Here is a 17,456-nt window from a genome sequence, read left to right on the forward strand (position 1 = left end):
GGCAGAGGCATCGACCGGCCTTCGTTCGCCAGGCTGATGATCCTGCCCCCGGTAGGTTCAAGGGGTGCTCGCCATCCCGCTCGCCATCCCGCTCGCCCTCGCGTCGGCCGTGCTCTACGGCGTCTCCGACTTCCTGTCCGGCGTGCAGTCGCGGCGGCGGCACTTCCTGATCGTCGGTGCGGTGGCGCAGACCTTCTCCGCGACCGGGATCACGCTCGTCGCCCTTGCCCAGCGACAGCCGCTCACCCAGGACGCCCTCCTCTGGGGCGCCGCCGCGTCGATCGGGCACTGCTCCGGCACCCTCATGCTCATGCGCGGGCTGGCCCGTGGCTCGATGCACGTCGCCGGCCCGCTGTCGGCCGTGTGCGCGGCGGGTCTGCCGGTGGTCCTCGGGGTCGTCCTGGGCGAGCGGCCCTCGCCCCTCGCGGTCGTCGGCATCGTCCTGGCCCTCCCGGCCGTGTGGGCGGTGGCCGCGGGTGAGAGCGACCCTGGGTCGGCCCCCGGCGAGACCCACCTGGTCGAGCCCGACCATGGCCGTATGCCGTCCGCGCCGCCCCCGGCGAGGCGGGCCGGGGTGCGCGACGGGCTGCTGGCGGGGGTCGGCTTCGCGGTGTTCTTCATCGCGCTGGCGCAGGCCGCTCCGGGGTCGGGGTCCTGGCCGGTGGCGGTGTGCCAGCTGGTGTCGCTGGTCGTGATGTGGGGGATCGTGGCGCAGCAGCGGCCGGAGGGGTCGGTGCGGGCGGCGCTGCCCGCGTGGATCGTCGGGGTCACCGGCGCCCTGGGGTCGTTGACCTACTTCCTGGCCGGGCAGTCCGGTGGCGAGGCTTCCGGCCAGGCCGCCGGGCAGGCAGGCGAGGCTGCCGGGCAGCTCACCGTCGTCCCCGTCGTGGCCTCCCTCTACCCGGCGTTCACGGTGCTGCTGGCGATGGCCCTGCTCGGTGAGCGGGCCTCGCGGGCCCAGGTCGCGGGTCTGGTCGCGTGCGCGGTCGCCGTGGCCCTCATCGCGGCCGGCTGAGGTCTCCGGACCACCTGGGCGGCGGCTGCGCATCTGCCCGGAGACCACGGCAGATGTGGACGGTCGGTGGCCCGGAGGGCATCATACGCGTCAGTATGGGGACCATGTCGATCCGTGAATGGTTGATCACCCGGTCCGAGCGCGCCAACCCGCGCACCACGATCGACGACCAGCACCCCGGCGACCAGGCGTGGAGCGACGGCAACGTGGCGACGCCGCTGATCCACGGGCGGCAGTACTTCGCGGACCTGTATCCCCGGATCGAGGCGGCCGGGCCGGGCGACCTGCTGTGGTTCACCGACTGGCGCGGGGACCCCGGTGAGCGGCTGGTGGCCGACGACCCCAACTCCGAGATCGCCTCGGTGCTGTCGCGCGCGGCCCGTCGCGGCGTGGACGTGCGCGGTCTCGTGTGGCGTTCGCACTGGGACAAGCTGGCGTTCTCCGGCGCCGAGAACCGCCGCTTCGGCGAGCAGCTGCAGAGCGCCGGGGCCGAGGTGCTGCTCGACATGCGGGTGCGCACCGGCGGCAGCCACCACCAGAAGTTCGTCGTCATCCGGCACCGCGACGACCCGACGCGGGACGTCGCCTACGTCGGCGGCATCGACCTGTGCCACTCGCGGCGCGACGACGACGACCACCACGGCGACCCGCAGGCGCAGAGCATGGCCGAGGAGTTCGGCGACAGCCCGCCCTGGCACGACGTGCAGGTGCGCCTGGAGGGGCCGGCCGTGCACGACGTCGAGACGGTGTTCCGCGAGCGCTGGAACGATCCGACCCCCTTGTCTCGCAGCCCGATCCGCATGATGGGCGACAAGCTGCGCGGCGACGACACGGACCCGGACCCGCTCCCCGAGCAGACGCCCCCACCGCCCGCCATCTCCGGCGCGACCCACCACGTCCAGCTGTTGCGCACCTATCCCGACCTGCGGCACGGCCGCGACTACCCCTATGCGCGGGGCGGCGAGCGCAGCGTGGCCCGCGGCTACTCCAAGGCGCTGGAGCGCGCCGAGCACCTCATCTACATCGAGGACCAGTACCTCTGGTCCAAGGACGTCGCCGAGCAGTTCATCGAGACCCTGCAGTCCAGCCCGGGCCTGCACGTGATCGCGATCCTGCCGCAGGTGCCCGACCAGAGCAGCCCGATGTCGCGCACGCCGCAGCTCTACGGCCGCGACCAGGCGGTGCGGCTGATCGAGGAGGCCGGCGGCGACCGGTTCGCGCTCTACGGCATCGAGAACCTCGCCGGCACACCCGTCTACGTCCACGCCAAGGTCTGCGTCATGGACGACCGCTGGGCCACGATCGGGTCCGACAACTTCAACCGGCGCTCGTGGACGCACGACTCCGAGCTGTCCGCGGTGGTGTGGGACGACGAGGGCGAGGACCACAACGCCTATGCCCGGCGCCTGCGGCTGCGGCTCGCGGCGGAGCACCTGGGTCGCGAGCTGCCGACGGACGCGACCGACGCCGAGATCGCCGCGGTGATGGCGGACTGCCTCACCGCCGAGGGGATGTTCGCCGCGTATGCCGACTGCGCCCGGCGCCTCGAGGACTGGCACGGCGGCGGGCGCGTCGGTGAGCGGCCTCCGGGTCGGTTGCGCCGCATCCCCCCGGTGGAGCAGTCGTCGTTCACCAAGGCGTGGGCCCGGGTGGTCTACGAGCTCGTGCACGACCCGGACGGCCGGCCCAAGCCGTTGCGCCTCGCCGGCCGCTTCTAGACCTACCTGAGGTCGTCACATCGGCCTGGGTTCGCCCGCCAGGCGCCTGTGACGACCTCAGGTAGATCCGGCAGGGGACTCACAGGCTGGGCCGGGCACAATGACTGGCGAGGGCCAGGCGGGGGACGAGAGGACTGACATGGAGCACGACGACGCGCAGCCGCGCGACGGTGGCCGCGAGGCCGATGGCGGAGGCACCCCTCCGAGCGGCGAGGCGGGCCGGTTGCGCGGCGCGGTGGGCTCGATCACGCGCACCGTCCGAGCCCGGCTCGACGCGCCGCCACCCTCGCAGTGGGGGAGCACGGCCGCCGGCCAGCACGAGCCGATGTCCACGACCGTGCACGTCACCATGCCCGAGCCCACGCGCCCCGAGTCCGACCCGGTCCCCCGTGGGGTGCGGGTCGCGGCGGCCTGGAGCTGGCGGCTGCTGCTGATCGTCGCGGCGGTCTATCTCGTCGCCCAGGCGCTGGCGGCCGTCCCCATCGTCACGATCCCCTTCGTCGTCGCCCTGCTGCTCACGGCCGTGCTCGGCCCCGTCCAGCGGCGGCTGCACCGCGGGGCGCACGTCCCACACTCGCTGGCGGCCTTCCTGGCGCTGCTGCTCGGCATCGCGGTGATCGGGGCGATCGGGACGTTCGTGGCGCTGCAGATCTCCGCCAACGCGCCTCGTATGACGGAGCAGTTCACCCAGTTCCTCGACGACGCGAGCCGGTGGCTGCGCGAGGGGCCGCTGCGCCTGAGCGACTCCCAGGTCGAGAAGTACATCCAGGAGCTCTCGGACACCATCTCCAAGAACCAGGGCACGCTCGTGACCGGCGCGATCACGACCTTGTCCACGCTCTCGCACGTCATCGCGGGCGGGTTGCTGCTCCTGCTGAGCACGTTCTTCCTGCTGCGTGACGGCGAGGTCATCTGGCGCTGGGTGCTCGGCCTGCTGCCGACGAGCTCGCGCCGCCGCATCGACCAGGTCGGTCGCGTCGGGTGGCACACGCTCGGCGGCTACATGCGCGGCGTGACGATCATCGCGACGCTGCACGCGACCACGATCTACGTCGTCCTGCACGTCCTCGAGGTGCCCCTGGCGCTGGCGCTGTCGGTCCTGATATTCGTCGGGTCGTTCATCCCGCTGATCGGCATGACGGTGACCGGGATCTTCTGCATCATCGTCAGCCTCATCGAGCACGGACCTGCGGCGGCCACGGTCGTCGCCATCACGATCGTCGTCCTCGTGCAGCTCGAGGCGCACCTGCTGCAGCCGCTCATCATGAGCCGCAACGTCGAGGTCCACCCGCTCGGGGTGGCCCTGGCCGTCCTTGCGGGGACGTCGGTGGCGGGGGTGGCCGGCGCGTTGTTCGCCGTGCCGATCGTGGCCTTCGCCAACGCCACGCTGCGGGCGGTGCACCTCCCCCTCCCACCCACCGAGGAGGAACGCGAGGAGCAGGCCAAGGTGGCCGCGGGGCAGCTCCCGCTTGAGGGCTACCCCGAGTAGTCAGGCGCGCGCCTCGATGCGCGCGGCGATCGCCTCGAGCGCCCGGTCCAGCCCGGCGTCGATGGTGGCGGGGTCGCCGTGCTCGGTGCTCAGGCTGATCTCGACCGTCGACTCCGCGTCGCCCTCGATGTCGCCCTCGACGTCGCTCTCAACGGTCAGGGAGCCGCGATAGCTGTGCCGCTCCGAGCCCCAGCGCATCGCCCGCGCCTCCTGGTCGACCTCGAGCCAGGCCGTGCCCTGCACCTCCAGCTCGCGCGTGCCGTCGGGGGTCACGACCGCGGTGACCGTCACGGTGCCGTCGTCGTGCGGCTCCACGCGACGCATCCGCGGCATGAAGTCCGGCAGGTGCCGTGCGTCGCTGAGGTACCCGAAGGTGACGTCGGCGGGCGCGTGGACGGTGATGGTGCGGCTGTGCTCGGACATGGCGTCTCCTCCTGAGGGGTGGTCTCCAGTCCTACCACCCGCCCTGGCGGCGCCGTCCACCGGCCCCGTGGACTCGACTCCCCGTCAGCCCAGCAGTCTCAGCCCAGCAGCCTCAGCCCAGCAGTGTCAGCCGCGCAGGGTCTGCACCAGGGTGACCGCGGCGACGAGCACGAGGAGTATGCCGAACGCCAGCTGCAGCCGGGGTGCGGGCACGCGGCGTCCCACCCGCCCACCGAGCAGGCCGCCCACGACCATCGACACCGTCAGCGCGACGGTCAGCGGCCAGTCCAGCCGCGCGAGGGTGGGCCACCGCCAGACCAGGGACGTGAGGCAGTTCCCCGCGATGACCAGCAGGGACGTGCCCACCGCCACGCGCATCGGCACCCGCAGCAGCAGCGTCAGCGCCGGCACGATCGCGAAGCCTCCGCCCACGCCGAAGAACCCGGTCAGCAGGCTCACCCCGGTCGCCGCGCCCACCAGACGCCCCCACCGGGTGCGGTGCGCCACCCGGTGCGACCCCGCCGGAGCGGCCGCGCCGTCCAGCATGCTGTCCTCCGCGTCCGGCTGACCGCGATGCACCGGCACCCCCGGGTCGGACGCCCCCGCGTCCCGCCCGCGGCGCACCATCAGCGCCGCGATGACCAGCAGCAGCCCGCCGAACATCGCGAGCAGCAGGTCCCCGTCCACCAGGTGCGACAGCCGGGTCCCCAGGGCCGATCCGAGCACCCCGCACAGGACGAAGGCCCCCGCCATACGGGCATCGACCAGGCCCCGGCGGCCGGAGGACCAGGCCGAGACGAGGGAGGAGATGCCGACGACGACGAGCGACATCGTGGTGGCCGGGACCGCGTCGACGCCGAAGCCGAGGGCCAGCACGGGCACCAGCAGCACGGCGCCGCCACCCCCGAGGGCCCCCATGACGACACCGATGAGCACCCCGGCCAGCACGGCTGCCGGGAGCGCGGTCAGCACGGCCGCTAGACCTGCTTCCAGCCCTTGAGGCGACGCTTGGCGACCTTGCCGACCGCCTTGCGGTAGTCCTTGGACGCGAGCTCGCCCTGCAGCGCCTCCTCGATGCCCTGCAGCCGGCCGTAGGTGAAGGCGTTCTCGCCGTGCCGCTGGGCGCGCAGGCCGAGGTCGCGCAGCGCCTCCTGCGTGATGGCGCTGTCCTGGTGCTCACCGAGCACCTCGGCGAGGTTCTCGCTGGACTTCCCGAGCTGCTTGCCGCGCAGCCCGAGCACGACGGTGGTCGACTCGGCGGCGTAGCGCAGCCGCTTGGCCGCCTTGCGCACCTCGTGCAGCGCGGTCTCGGCGCGGGCCGGGTCGTCGATCGCCGAGGCCTGACGGACGGCGCGGCGCATCCGGCGCCAGTCGCGACCGAGCAGCCGGGGCACGACCAGGCGGGCCGGGTCGTCGGCGAGCGGCGTCGTCCGGGGAGCGGTGACCAGGGCGTCGAGCTCGTCGAGCAGCGCGTAGTAGCGCTCGTGCTCCAGCCCTCGGCGCAGCCGCGTCATGGCGCGCTCGTAGTCCTTGCCGAGCTCGGTGTCGATGCGGTCGGCGACCGGGCCGAGCACCGCCTGGGACGGCTGGGTCTCGACGAGGGCGAGCAGCCGCTCGCGCAGCACCTCGGCGTCGCGGGCGCCACCGAGGGTGTCGGCCAGCACCTTGAGCTCGGTGCGCAGGTGGGTGGTCAGCTCGTCGTTGAGCAGGGGGCCGTATGTCGACAGCAGCGTGCGCAGCCGCCTGGTCGCGACGCGCATCTGGTGGACGGCGTCAGGCGCGCCGGTGCGGGCACCCGCGTCCTCGGCCTTGAGCCGCTCGACGGTGGTCTGCAGGGCCGCCATCATGACCTGGCCGGCGGTGGGCTTCTTGGGCACGGTGTGCACGGCCGGCGGCGGTGGGGCGAGGGGGCCGAGGGCGCGGGCCAGCTTGGACGGGCCGGCGGCGGGGTGGGCGCCGCCCGCCAGCAGGACCCGCTCCACGGCGTCCAGCAGCGGCACGGGCCCGTCGACCAGCTCGACCTCCCACTCGCTCCACGCGGACGGGTCGACGCCGGCGCGCAGGGGCGTGGCGGTGACGGTGTCGGAGCACACCTCGGCGAGGAAGGTCCGCGCCTCGTCCCCGGCATACAGCTCGGTGGTGACCCTCTGGTTGGTGAGCCGCACGACCGGGGTGAGGGCTCGTCCCCGGGTGTGGGCCAGGACGTGGGGGAGCAGGTCGGCGGCGACCTCGAGGCGGGTGAGGTCCTCCTGACCGTCCTCGCCGGTGGGCGGGTCGCCGAGCGGGGCGTGCAGCTCGCGGCGCACGTCCTTGCGCGCGGGGAGCTTGAGGTGCCAGCCCTCGTCGCCACCACCGGTGCGGCGGCGCAGCGTGATGCGGGCCCGCGCCAGCGCCAGGTCGTCGGTGTCGAGATAGATTGCGTCGAGCTCGACCGGTGGCCGTTGCTCGACCCGGTCCACGCCCGGCAGGGTCACGAGCGAGGGCAGCGCCGCCCCCGCCTCGACGTCGTACTTGCGCTCGATCTCACGATGCTCCGTCGCACTCACCCGCCCATCATCGCCGACCCGGACCCCTGGTGCGCCACCCGCCCCCTCGTGGAACGATGCCCCTTGGTCCCCCGCTCGACCGCCCGTCACCCGGAGTTCACGTGCCTGCCATCCCCCGCGCCCACCACGACCTGCCCGAGTGGCTCGACCTGAGCCCGCTGGAGCAGCAGATCTTCGACGTGCGCCTGGAGGCGCTGTGGGCGGACGTGCGGCGACCCGTCGCCGAGCTGTACGGCGAGCACGACCTCGGCCAGGTGCTCGAGCGGCTGGTGACGGTCGCCGCGCGGGCCTACGCGACGCGCTCGCAGGAGCTGCGGGTGCTCGACGAGCGGCGCCTCTCGCAGCCCGACTGGTTCCAGCGCTCCGAGCTCGTGGGCTACGTCTGCTACACCGACCGGTTCAGCGGGTCCTTCGCGACGCTGCCCGGGCGGCTGGACTACCTCGGTGAGCTCGGGGTCGGCTACCTGCACCTGATGCCGGTGCTCGAGCCCCGCGAGGGTGCCAACGACGGGGGGTATGCCGTCCGCGACTACCGCGCGACCGACCCCCGTCTCGGCTCGATGGACGAGCTCCGCGCGCTCGCCACCACCCTGCGCGGTCGCGGCGTCTCGCTGGTCGTGGACCTGGTCTGCAACCACACGGCCCGCGAGCACGACTGGGCCCGCCGGGCCGTGACGGGCACGACGCCCGAGGACCTGGCCTACCGCGACTACTACTTCTTCTACCCCGACCGCGAGCAGCCCGACCGGTGGGAGGCGTCGCTGCCCGAGGTCTTCCCCGACTTCGCGCCCGGCAACTTCACCTGGGTCCCCGAGATCCGCCAGTGGGTCTGGACGACCTTCAACGACTACCAGTGGGACCTCAACTACGCGAACCCCCGGGTGCTCGAGGAGATGCTCGACGTCATCTGCTACCTCGGCAACGCGGGCGTCGAGGTCGTCCGCCTCGACGCCGTGGCGTTCATGTGGAAGCGGCTCGGCACCACCTGCCAGAACCAGCCCGAGGCGCACCTGATCCTGCAGGCGTTCCGCGCCCTCACGCGCCTCGCCATGCCCGGCGTCATCCTGCTCGCCGAGGCGATCGTGTCGCCCGAGGACCTCGTCCCCTACCTCGGGCAGGGCGCCGCCACCGCCAAGGAGTGCGAGCTCGCCTACCACAACGTCTACATGGTCGCCCTGTGGTCGGCGCTCGCCGAGGGCGACGCCCGGCTGCTCACCCACACCCTGCGGGCCATGCCCCAGATCCCGCCCAGCGTCGCCTGGCTGACCTATGCCCGCCTGCACGACGACATCGGTTGGGCCGTCACCGACGACAACGCCGCCGCCGTGGGGCTCGACGGCTTCTGGCACCGGTCCTTCCTGTCCGACTTCTACTCCGGCGCGCACCCCGGCTCGTGGGCGGTCGGCGAGGTATTCCAGGAGAACCCCGTCACCCGCGACCGCCGGATCTCCGGCACGCTCGCGTCGCTGTGCGGGCTGGAGCGAGCCCAGGCGGAGGGGGACGAGGCGGCGGTCGAGCTCGCCATACGACGCATCCTGCTGGTGCAGGGGCTGGTGCTCGTGCTCGGCGGCGTCCCGCTGATCTACATGGGCGACGAGATCGGCCTGCTCAACGACCACTCCTACCTCGCGGACCCCGCTCTGGCCGAGGACAACCGGTGGATCCACCGGCCCGCGATGGACTGGGTCGCGGCCGAGCGGCGCCACGACCCGACCACCGTCGAGGGGCAGGTGTTCGGTGGGCTGCAGCGGCTCGTCCGCACCCGTCAGGCGCTGCCCCAGCTGCACGCCCAGACCTCCACCGAGGCGCTCTCGCTCGGCAACGACGCGGTGTTCGCGCTGCTGCGGACCGGCCCGCGCGGGCACGTGCTGGCGCTCGCCAACCTCACGGCGTCGCCGCAGCACGTGTCGTTGCACGGCTTCGACCGGTTCGGGCCCCTGTCGGGGCTGCGCGACGCGATCACGGGCGACGACCTGTGGTGGGAGCTGACGCTCGAGCCATACCAGCAGCGCTGGGTCACCCCCACCCCCTGACGCGGCGTTGGTGCGTCGCGCCCGCAGATTGTGCCCGTGGATGGGGTGTGGGCGTGCGGTTGCTGCTTCGACCCCGCAGATTGTGCCCGTGATGGGCGCGCGACGGCTCTGCGGACGGCAGCCGACCCTCGCCACTCGGAACTGGCACGCACAACGCCCCCTCTGGCGCGCCCCGCCTGCGGATACGGCCTGTTGTGCGTGCGAGTTCGCAGCAGATGCGTTCACTTTGGCCGATCGTTCATTTATCGTGAACGTATGACGAGCGTGAACGGGCCCGATGAGGTCATCGACGCCGTAGCCGATCGTCTGCGGGAGCTCGGCCTCGGTGTGGCGAACCCTTCTGCGGATGGTGCGGCGGCCGACCTCGAGGTGACCGCTGAGAGCGGGGCCCGATGGTTGGTGCGCCACGTCCCCGGACCGCCGGCGACAGCGAGCCAGCTCGAGACGACGTCGCCGTCCGAGGGCCTTGTCCGGGCCCAGGCCTACGTGTCCCGGGCGGCGGGGGAGCGCTACCGGGCCATGGGGGTCTCGTACGTCGACGCCTCGGGCAACTGCTGGATCACTGGGCCGGGGGTGCATCTGCTGGTCGAGGGACGACCCCGACGCCTGACCGAGCACGCCGGACGTGACCGAGCGTCGCACGCGTTCCGTCCCTCGGGGCTGCGTGCTGTCTTCGCGATCCTGGTCCGCCCGGACCTGGCGGACGCGCCGCTGCGGACGTTGGCCGAGGCCAGCCGCATCTCCCTGGGGGCGGCGCAGCAGGCCCGCGCCGACCTGCTCGCGGAGGGCCACCTGCTCCAGGGGCCGCGAGGGCTGCACCTGTCCGTCGCGCAAGGGCTCGCGTCGCTCTGGGTCGGCGGATATGCCACCCGGCTGAGGCCCAAGCTCAAGAGCGTGGACCTCGCGGGGCCCGGGCCGCAGTGGTGGCGCGACCAGGCGCTCGGTGGGCTCCCGGCCCAGTGGGGTGGCGACGCGGGGCTCGTGGAGGCCGGGCTCGGGCTGCGCAATCCCCTCACCACGATCGTCTACGCCGACCAGCCGTGGGGTGACCTGCGACGGCTGGCCCGTCTGACCTCGGACGGCGAGCCCAATGTCACGCTGAGGGAGCGCTTCTGGGAGCCGGCCCTGGTCTGGGAGGGCACCGCGGTTCCACCCCTCCTGCTGTATGCCGATGCCGCAACGGCCGAGGACCCCCGTCTGCGCGAGCTGGCCACCGACATGAGGGAGAAGCATGCGGACCTTCGACGCCTGTTCTGACGCCGGCGAGCACGCCTTCCCCGTCGAGGTCAGGGTCGCTCTGGCGACGCTGAGCCAACGTCTGGGGGACGTGATGCTGGTCGGGTCCTGGGCGCGTGACGTCTGCCTGGTGCTGGACGCCGGGCTGGATCCCGGTCGCATGACGGATGACCTCGACGTCGCCGTGGCCACCTCGTCGCTGAGGGAGCTCGACGAGCGGCTCGGGGAGCTCGGCCCTCGGGGAGGTCACGGTGTGCGGATCTACGTCGAGGGAGTCGGCGTCGATGTCCTCCCCTATGGCGGGCTCGCCAGTGACGGCATCGTGCAGACGTCGGCGGACTCGCAGCTGGACGTGACGTGCATGGCGGAGGCCTGGAGGCACGCCGACCGGCTGCACGTCGGGGACGACGTCGTCATCCGCACGGCGTCCTTGCCCCTGATGGTGGCGCTCAAGCTCGTTGCCTGGGACGTCCGGTCCCCAGGCACGGACAAGGATGCTCAGGACCTCAGCAGGCTCCTTCAGGCGACGCACCAGCAGGGTCACTACCTCGATGCCTGCTATGCCGACCCCGCTGGGGAGCGATTCGACTGGGACGCGCACCAGGTCGGGCCCTTCAGGGTCGGACGCCACCTTGCCGAGGAGCTCGAACCAGGGAGCCGGGATCGCCTGGTCCGCGTCATGGGCGGGGATGCCGAGGGCGACCGTCTCCGCGCGGTGTCGGAGCGGTTCGCCCGAGGCTCGGCGATGCGGCTGGACGCCCTGCTCGAAGGGCTCACGACGATCCCGAGCTGACCGTGCAGGGTGACGCTGGGAGCGCGGACCACGCACGCTCGAGGAGGCGTCACCCTGCGAAGTGTGCGCTGGGAGCGCGGACCGAGCACGCGGCCGGCCCTGGACGGGCGTGGCGGCTAGGGGGTGGGCGTCGCCGAGGTGTCCGGGGTGGTCGCCCTGACGTCCTGCAGCGTGACGGGGGCGTCGGCCCGGCATACGCGCCCTGTCGACGGGAGGGGTGACTGGATCGCGCGACCGTTGATCGCGCGCACGTCGTCGTAGACGGGCCGCCCCTCGAGCAGGTCGCGGTAGCTGTAGCGGGTGAGCGTCTGCAGGCGGCAGTCGCCGCCGAAGCTGAGCACGTCGAAGGCATAGGGCTGGCCGGCGAGCTCGGCGCCGTCGGCGCCCTGGATGTAGTGAGACACGACCCCTCCGCCGGTGAAGGTCCCGATCTGGATCCGGTTGCCCTGCAAGGCGGTGGAGTGCATGTGGCCGTGGAGCCGGATGCCGGCGTCACCCGACGCCTCGGCCGCCGCGGGCTCGTGGGTGACGAGGACGTCCAGGCCGCGCTCGGCGTCCGCGGCGGCGGCCGAGGAGGCCGCAGCCGCCCCCGACGACGAGTCCGGCGGCGCCCCGGACGAGGTGGCACCGGTGCTCCCCGGCACGGCGCTCGAGGTCGACGGCGCCGGCGTGCCACCGCTGGGCGAGGCCGTCGCCCCGCGCGTCGAGGACTCCTGGGCGGTGGTGGCGCGTCCGGCGCGCAGCTCACGCATCGCCTCGCCGAACGCCTCGGCCGCGGGCACCTGCGTGGCCGGTCCGCCACCGGTGTCGCCGAACCATCGCGGGTCGTTGAAGCCGCCGATCCGCAGCCCGCCGACGGTCGCGAGGGTGTAGGCGTGGCGGCGGGGCTCGAGCACGACGACGCCGGGCACCTGCGTCATCCGCTCGACCAGGGCCTCGTCCGTGGGGGAGGCCGCGTCGTGGTTGCCCCGCACGAAGAGATAGGGCACGCCGAGCGACCGGATGCCGGTGAACAGCCCGGCCGCCTCGGCCTCCTGCACGCGCCCGAAGTTGACGAGGTCCCCGGTGTCGATGACGGCGGTGATGCCCTCGGTCTCGACGATCTGCTTCATCAGGGGATAGGCGTTGGCGCCGTGGATGTCCGAGACGAGCAGGATCTTGACCGAGGCGGGGGTGGCCAGCTCCGCGGGGACGAACTTGTCCTGCAGGGCCGCCGAGAGCGCCAGCATGTTCTTGACATAGGGCTGCGCCTGCGCGGACCGCGCCTCGACGTCGGCGAGGATCGCGGTGTTGGAGCGCAGGTAGCCGAGCAGGCCGTCCGCCCCCACGGACTCGAGCCGGTCGGGTCGGAAGGTCGACCAGGCGGCTCCCGCCGTGCCGGTGAGCGCGAGCAGGAGGGACAGCGCCGGTATGGCGACCGCCCGCCGCCATGGGCGCAACGGCTCGTCGCGCGAGCGCCAGTGACGCGTGGCGAACGCCACGAGGACGCAGGTGAGGAGCACGCCGCCCGCGAACTTGCCACCCACCTGGGTGATGGTCGTGGCGACGGCGTCGTCGATCTCGGCGGGCGTCGGCTTGAGCGCCGACACCGACAGGTCGCGGGTGGCGAGGACGGAGGTGATGCGGTCCTGGACGCGGGCCACCGCGTTGACTCCGGGCGCCGGCAGCACCCCGTCGAAGCGCAGGTCGAGGTCGCCGAAGAGCGTCGGCGCGTGCAGCGTCGACAGCTGGTCGGGCTCCGCGGACAGGCGGACCGTGGCGGCATACGACTGGGTGCTGACCTGGGTGGGCCAGACGCTGGTGACCGCGATGCCGACCAGGCCGGACGCGAGGGTGAGCGTCGCGAGACCCAGCAGGACGACCACGCTCCGCCAGGTGCCAGTCACCCAGCGTGGCCAGGACCGCCGACTCGGGCGGGCAAAGCGGACACCGCCGGACGACTCCCGGGACTCGTCTGACGTGGCAGGGGTCACGGGGCCAGACTAGAGGGGTCGAAAGGGGAATTCATGAAGACCGAGGCTGACGTCCTCGTGGTCGGTGGGGGCATCGTGGGGCTGGCGACGGCCCGTGCCCTGCAGCTGCGCAAGCCCGGTGCCCACGTGGTGGTCATCGACAAGGAAGCCGACATCGCGCGGCACCAGACCGGCAACAACTCCGGCGTGATCCACGCCGGCGTCTACTACAAGCCGGGGTCCTACAAGGCCCGGCTGTGCTTCGACGGGCGCGTGCGCCTGGTGGAGTACCTGCAGGACAAGGGGATCCCGCACCGGATCGACGGCAAGCTCGTCGTGGCGACCAACGCCGACGAGGTCGACAAGATGAAGGAGATCCAGCGGCGCTGCGAGGCCAACGACGTGCCGACCCAGTGGATGACCCGCGAGGAGTTCCGCGAGGTCGAGCCGCACGCCGAGGGCGTCGCCGCGCTGCAGGTCAAGGTCACCGGAGTCGTCGACTACAAGGCTGTCTGCCAGAGCTATGCGGACGACATCCGCGCCGCCGGCGGCGAGATCCGCACCGGCACCGCGCTCGTGTCGGGACGTCCGGGCCTCAACGACGTCACCGTGGAGACGACCCAGGGCACGATCGTCGCCAAGCAGGTCGTCACCTGCGGCGGCCTCAACGCCGACCTCGTCGCCCGCGCCATGGGCGCCCGCCCCGAGACCCGCATCGTCGGCTTCCGCGGCGAGTACTACGAGCTCACGCCCGAGAAGTCCTACCTGTGCAACGCGCTCATCTATCCCGTCCCGGACCCGCGCTTCCCGTTCCTTGGGGTGCACGCCACCAAGGGCATCGACGGGCACGTCCACCTCGGGCCCAACGCCGTCATCGCGCTGGCCCGAGAGGGCTACTCCTGGACCCAGATCAACCCCAAGGACATGGCCCAGCTCGCGGCCTTCCCGGGGATCTGGCGCCTCGCGCAGAAGTACTGGAAGTACTCCATCGGCGAGGTCCAGCGGTCCTTCTCCAAGGAGGCCTTCGTCAAGGCGACGCAGAAGATGATACCCGAGGTGCAGGTCGAGGACGTCGTCCGCGCCGGCGCCGGCGTCCGCGCCCAGGCCATGCGCCCTGACGGCACGCTCGTCGAGGACTTCGACTTCCTGCACGAGCACCCGCGCGTCCTGCACGTGCTCAACGCGCCCTCGCCCGCGGCCACCGCGTCGCTGGCGATCGCGGAGGTCATCGCCGACAAGCTCGCGGAGGCGGAGCGGGTCGCGATCTGAGGCGTATGGCGTCACCTGTGGTCGCTACGCTGCCGCCGGGCCGGGCCTACCATCCGGCCTCGCAAGCTCGGCCTCCCGCCAGGCCCCCCACGGCCCGGTCCGGCGGCAGCCTCTGCGACATCCCGCGTCGTCCTCGCTCCTGGGCAGCGGGGACGGCCCGGCCCTCCACCTCTCCGCGGTGTCACGCATCGCACTCGCCCGGCGGCAGCCTCCGCGACGCCCTCCTCGCCGTCACGCATCCCCTCCCCGCCGGGCAGCTGAGGTTGCCCCCGTTCGACGGACACCCTGACTGGCCCGGCTCTGAGTAGCTGGGCGGGAGAGGATGCCTTCATGGGTGCCAAGAGGAAGAGTTTCACCCCGCAGTACCGCCGTGATGCCGCTCATCTGGTGATCGACTCCGGCCGCACGATCGCGGCGGTCGCCTCAGAGATCGGGATCGGTGAGCAGCTGCTGGGTCGGTGGGTCGCCAGGGAGCGTGCACGGATGGATGAGCCGCCGCCGGCGGGCGATATCAATGAGCGGGCCGAGCTGGAACGCTTGCGCGCGGAGAACGCTCAGCTGCGGATGGATCGGGAGTTCCTGAAAAAAGCAGCGGCCTTCTTCGTGGCGGAGAACGCGTCGAACCAGACGTCGCGTTCGCAGTGATCCACGCGGAGAAGGCCTGCACCGAAGGTCCCCGATCCACGATCGAGGACATGTGTCACCTGCTCGAGGTGTCCCGGTCGGGGTATTACGACTGGGTCGCGCGACGGGCGGCCGGGCCGGGCCCGCGCGAGCAGCGGTTGCTCGACCTGGCCGACAAGGTCCTGACCGCTCATGAGGAGTCTGATGGGGTGTACGGCTCGCCCCGGATCACCGCTGAGTTGCGTCAGGCCGGTGAGGTCGTGTCCCGTAAGACGGTCGCGAAAGTGATGCGCGCCAAGGGGATTGAGGGCATCAGTCCCCGCTCGTGGCATCCGGTGACCACGATCGTGGACCCGTCCGCGCACTCGATTCCGGATCTGGTTGAGCGCCGCTTCGACCAAGGAGAGCTGAACACGGTGTGGACCTCGGACATCACCTACCTGGCCACTGGTGAGGGCTGGCTGTACTTGTGCGCGGTGCGTGACGGCTGCTCGCGCCGGGTGATTGGGTAGAGGAATCGTCAAGACCTGTGGATGGGTGAGTTTTACGGGGTTGCTCGCGGTGAGCTCGACTTGGTAGCCGTCGGTGTTCGATAGGTGGGCGGCGTAGGTCTGCGGGCCGCCGGCGTGGGGGTGTTTGTCGGCGAACATGAGTGCCCAACCGTTCTCGGCGGCAGCGGCGGTGAGGGCGTCGACCTGGGCCTGATCGCCGGCGTGGAAGGCTAGGTGGTTGAGCCCGGGGCGTTTCCTGTCGTGAGGTTCGGCGAGCATGTCGGGCGACTGTTCGATCACGATGTAGGTGTCCGCCAGGCGCCAACTGCATCCACCGGTCCATTCCTGAAACGGCTGGTAGCCCAGCTCGGTGAGCAGCCATCCCCACTGCGCGGCGGCGCGGTCGATGTCGGGGACCCATAGCTCGACGTGGTGGATGGTCCCGATCGGTGCCGAGCTCACGCGGCCGCTCCCGTCTCGTCGTCGTCGCGTTCGACGAGTTGGCCGTTCTTGAAGGTCGCACCCGCGCGGACCAACGCGACCAGGTGCGGTGCATTGACCGCGCGCCAGCGTGCTTGCGCGGACTCGATGAGCTTGAACGCCATGGCCACCCCGGCAGCCCGGGAGCCGGGTCCCTTGGTGACCCGCTGACGAAGCCGGACGGTGGCGAAGGTCGACTCGATCGGGTTGGTCGTGCGCAGGTGGATCCAGTGCTCGGCCGGGTAGTCGTAGAACGCCAAGAGCACGTCGAGGTCCTCGGTGATCTTCGCGGCCGCCTTGGGCCACTTCGCACCGTAGTCGGCTACGAACGCCTTCGCCGCGGCCTTCGCGTGGTCCTTGTCCTCGGCGTTCCAGATCTCCGCCAGCGCGGCCTTCGCGCCGGGCTGGGCCGACTTCGGCAGCACGTTGAGGACGTTGGCGATCTTGTGGAACCAGCAGCGCTGCTCACGAGCCTCGGGGAACACCTGCCGGACCGCGGCCCAGAACCCGAGTGCACCGTCGCCGACCGCGAGCACCGGTGCCCGCATGCCACGTCGCTTGCAGCACCGGAGCAGGTCGAGCCAGGACTCGGTCGACTCCCGGTGCCCGTCGTCGAGCGCGATCAGTTCCTTCGAACCGTCGGCACGCACGCCGATCATCACCAGCAGGCACACCTTGTCCTGCTCGAGACGGACCTTGAGGTGGATCCCGTCGACCCACACGTACACGTAGTCGGTCTCGGCCAACGAGCGCTTGTTGAACGCGGCCGCCTCGTCTTGCCAGTCCTTCGTCAGCCGGGTGATCGTGGCCGCCGACAGGCCCGCACCGGAGCCGAGGAACTGGGTCAGCGCCGGGCCGAAGTCGCCGCTGGACAGGCCGTGCAGATACAGCAGCGGCAACACCTCGGCAACCTTCGGCGACTTCCTCGCCCAGGCCGGCAGGATCGCCGAGGCGAACCGCTGCCGCTGCCCGGTGATCGGGTCGACGCGCTTGTCGTTGACCCGCGGTGCACGCACCGGGATCGCGCCCGCCGCCGTGGTCACCTCCCGCGACCCGTGATGACCGTTGCGCACCACCAGCCGCCGACCCGCCTCGTCGACCTCGTCGGCGAACGCCTCGATGTAGACAGCGACCTCGGCCTGCAACGCTGCCGCAAGCATCTGCCGAGCGCCGTCACGGACGATCTCATCCAACAGCGAACCACCGGCCGACTCGTTGGACGCCGAAGCGTCGTGAACTACCTTGAGCATGGATGTACCTTCCCGAGCCGGCGCGCCAACGCCGACCCCGATCCGAACTTGAGCATGGACTTCGATCTTGCTCGGGAGGTACGTCCACCTCACGTCACCTCGCCGAGCGCCATCCACAGGTTCTGATCATTGCTCGA

Annotated in this window: 14 protein-coding genes and 1 pseudogene; 9 read left to right on the forward strand and 6 right to left on the reverse strand. The window is 71.8% G+C overall.

Going from position 1 to position 17,456, the window contains the following annotated elements; all coding sequences use genetic code 11:
- Positions 1–64: 64 nt before the first annotated feature.
- From B4E97_RS10830 to B4E97_RS10840, 3 genes are all read left to right on the forward strand, one after another.
- Complete coding sequence (locus tag B4E97_RS10830; RefSeq protein ID WP_286959854.1) at positions 65–1,015, forward strand: EamA family transporter; 951 nt, start codon at positions 65–67, stop codon at positions 1,013–1,015.
- Positions 1,016–1,119: 104 nt separating this feature from the next.
- The gene (locus B4E97_RS10835) at positions 1,120–2,733 is read left to right on the forward strand and encodes a phospholipase D family protein (RefSeq protein WP_239261913.1); all 1,614 of its coding nucleotides are present in this window, start codon (positions 1,120–1,122) and stop codon (positions 2,731–2,733) included.
- 139 nt (positions 2,734–2,872) lie between these two features.
- Positions 2,873–4,222, forward strand: coding sequence for an AI-2E family transporter (locus B4E97_RS10840; protein WP_286959855.1), 1,350 nt, complete (start codon positions 2,873–2,875; stop codon positions 4,220–4,222).
- Here B4E97_RS10840 and B4E97_RS10845 read toward each other — a convergent pair whose 3' ends face one another.
- The 3 genes from B4E97_RS10845 to B4E97_RS10855 form a co-directional block, all read right to left on the reverse strand.
- Complete coding sequence (locus B4E97_RS10845) at positions 4,223–4,645, reverse strand: SRPBCC family protein (RefSeq protein ID WP_286959856.1); 423 nt, start codon at positions 4,643–4,645, stop codon at positions 4,223–4,225. It abuts the gene before it with no gap.
- A 126-nt stretch (positions 4,646–4,771) separates the two neighbouring features.
- Positions 4,772–5,617, reverse strand: coding sequence for a sulfite exporter TauE/SafE family protein (locus B4E97_RS10850; protein ID WP_286959857.1), 846 nt, complete (start codon positions 5,615–5,617; stop codon positions 4,772–4,774).
- Positions 5,618–5,622: 5 nt separating this feature from the next.
- On the reverse strand, positions 5,623–7,191 hold the full coding sequence (locus tag B4E97_RS10855) for a CYTH and CHAD domain-containing protein (RefSeq protein ID WP_286959858.1): 1,569 nt from the start codon (positions 7,189–7,191) through the stop codon (positions 5,623–5,625).
- 101 nt (positions 7,192–7,292) lie between these two features.
- Between B4E97_RS10855 and B4E97_RS10860 the strand changes: the two genes are divergently transcribed.
- The 3 genes from B4E97_RS10860 (at position 7,293) to B4E97_RS10870 (ending at position 11,253) form a co-directional block, all read left to right on the forward strand.
- Entirely contained in the window at positions 7,293–9,224 is a 1,932-nt protein-coding gene (locus B4E97_RS10860) for an amylosucrase (protein WP_286959860.1), read from the forward strand.
- A gap of 255 nt (positions 9,225–9,479) precedes the next feature.
- Positions 9,480–10,481 (forward strand): type IV toxin-antitoxin system AbiEi family antitoxin, encoded by a 1,002-nt coding sequence (locus B4E97_RS10865; RefSeq protein WP_286959861.1) that lies wholly within the window; start codon positions 9,480–9,482, stop codon positions 10,479–10,481.
- Entirely contained in the window at positions 10,456–11,253 is a 798-nt protein-coding gene (locus B4E97_RS10870; protein ID WP_286959862.1) for a hypothetical protein, read from the forward strand. Before B4E97_RS10865 ends, B4E97_RS10870 begins: the two co-directional genes overlap by 26 nt.
- 116 nt (positions 11,254–11,369) lie before the next feature.
- Here the strand turns inward: B4E97_RS10870 and B4E97_RS10875 are convergent, their stop codons facing one another.
- Positions 11,370–13,139: a metallophosphoesterase family protein gene (locus B4E97_RS10875; RefSeq protein ID WP_286959863.1), complete on the reverse strand. Its 1,770-nt coding sequence runs from the start codon at positions 13,137–13,139 to the stop codon at positions 11,370–11,372.
- Between the two features lie 120 nt (positions 13,140–13,259).
- Here B4E97_RS10875 and lhgO point away from each other — a divergent pair, with 120 nt between their 5' ends.
- From lhgO to B4E97_RS10890, 3 genes are all read left to right on the forward strand, one after another.
- Positions 13,260–14,474, forward strand: coding sequence for an L-2-hydroxyglutarate oxidase (gene lhgO / locus B4E97_RS10880; protein WP_286959865.1), 1,215 nt, complete (start codon positions 13,260–13,262; stop codon positions 14,472–14,474).
- Between the two features lie 330 nt (positions 14,475–14,804).
- Positions 14,805–15,119, forward strand: coding sequence for a transposase (locus B4E97_RS10885; protein WP_286959866.1), 315 nt, complete (start codon positions 14,805–14,807; stop codon positions 15,117–15,119).
- Between the two features lie 50 nt (positions 15,120–15,169).
- Positions 15,170–15,610, forward strand: a complete 441-nt coding sequence (locus tag B4E97_RS10890; protein WP_286959867.1) for an IS3 family transposase — start codon at positions 15,170–15,172, stop codon at positions 15,608–15,610.
- A 117-nt stretch (positions 15,611–15,727) separates the two neighbouring features.
- On the opposite strand, the pseudogene B4E97_RS19150 reads toward B4E97_RS10890, so the two are convergent.
- Both B4E97_RS19150 and B4E97_RS10895 read right to left on the reverse strand, forming a co-directional pair.
- Positions 15,728–16,051 (reverse strand): annotated as a pseudogene (locus tag B4E97_RS19150) (VOC family protein); the annotation flags it as partial.
- The gene (locus tag B4E97_RS10895) at positions 16,048–17,319 is read right to left on the reverse strand and encodes an IS256 family transposase (protein WP_286959868.1); all 1,272 of its coding nucleotides are present in this window, start codon (positions 17,317–17,319) and stop codon (positions 16,048–16,050) included. The pseudogene B4E97_RS19150 and the gene B4E97_RS10895, both read right to left, overlap by 4 nt.
- Between the last annotated feature and the right edge of the window lie 137 nt (positions 17,320–17,456).

The sequence above is a fragment of the Arsenicicoccus sp. UBA7492 genome (assembly GCF_002479615.1).
In the GTDB taxonomy this organism is placed as follows: domain Bacteria; phylum Actinomycetota; class Actinomycetes; order Actinomycetales; family Dermatophilaceae; genus Arsenicicoccus; species Arsenicicoccus bolidensis.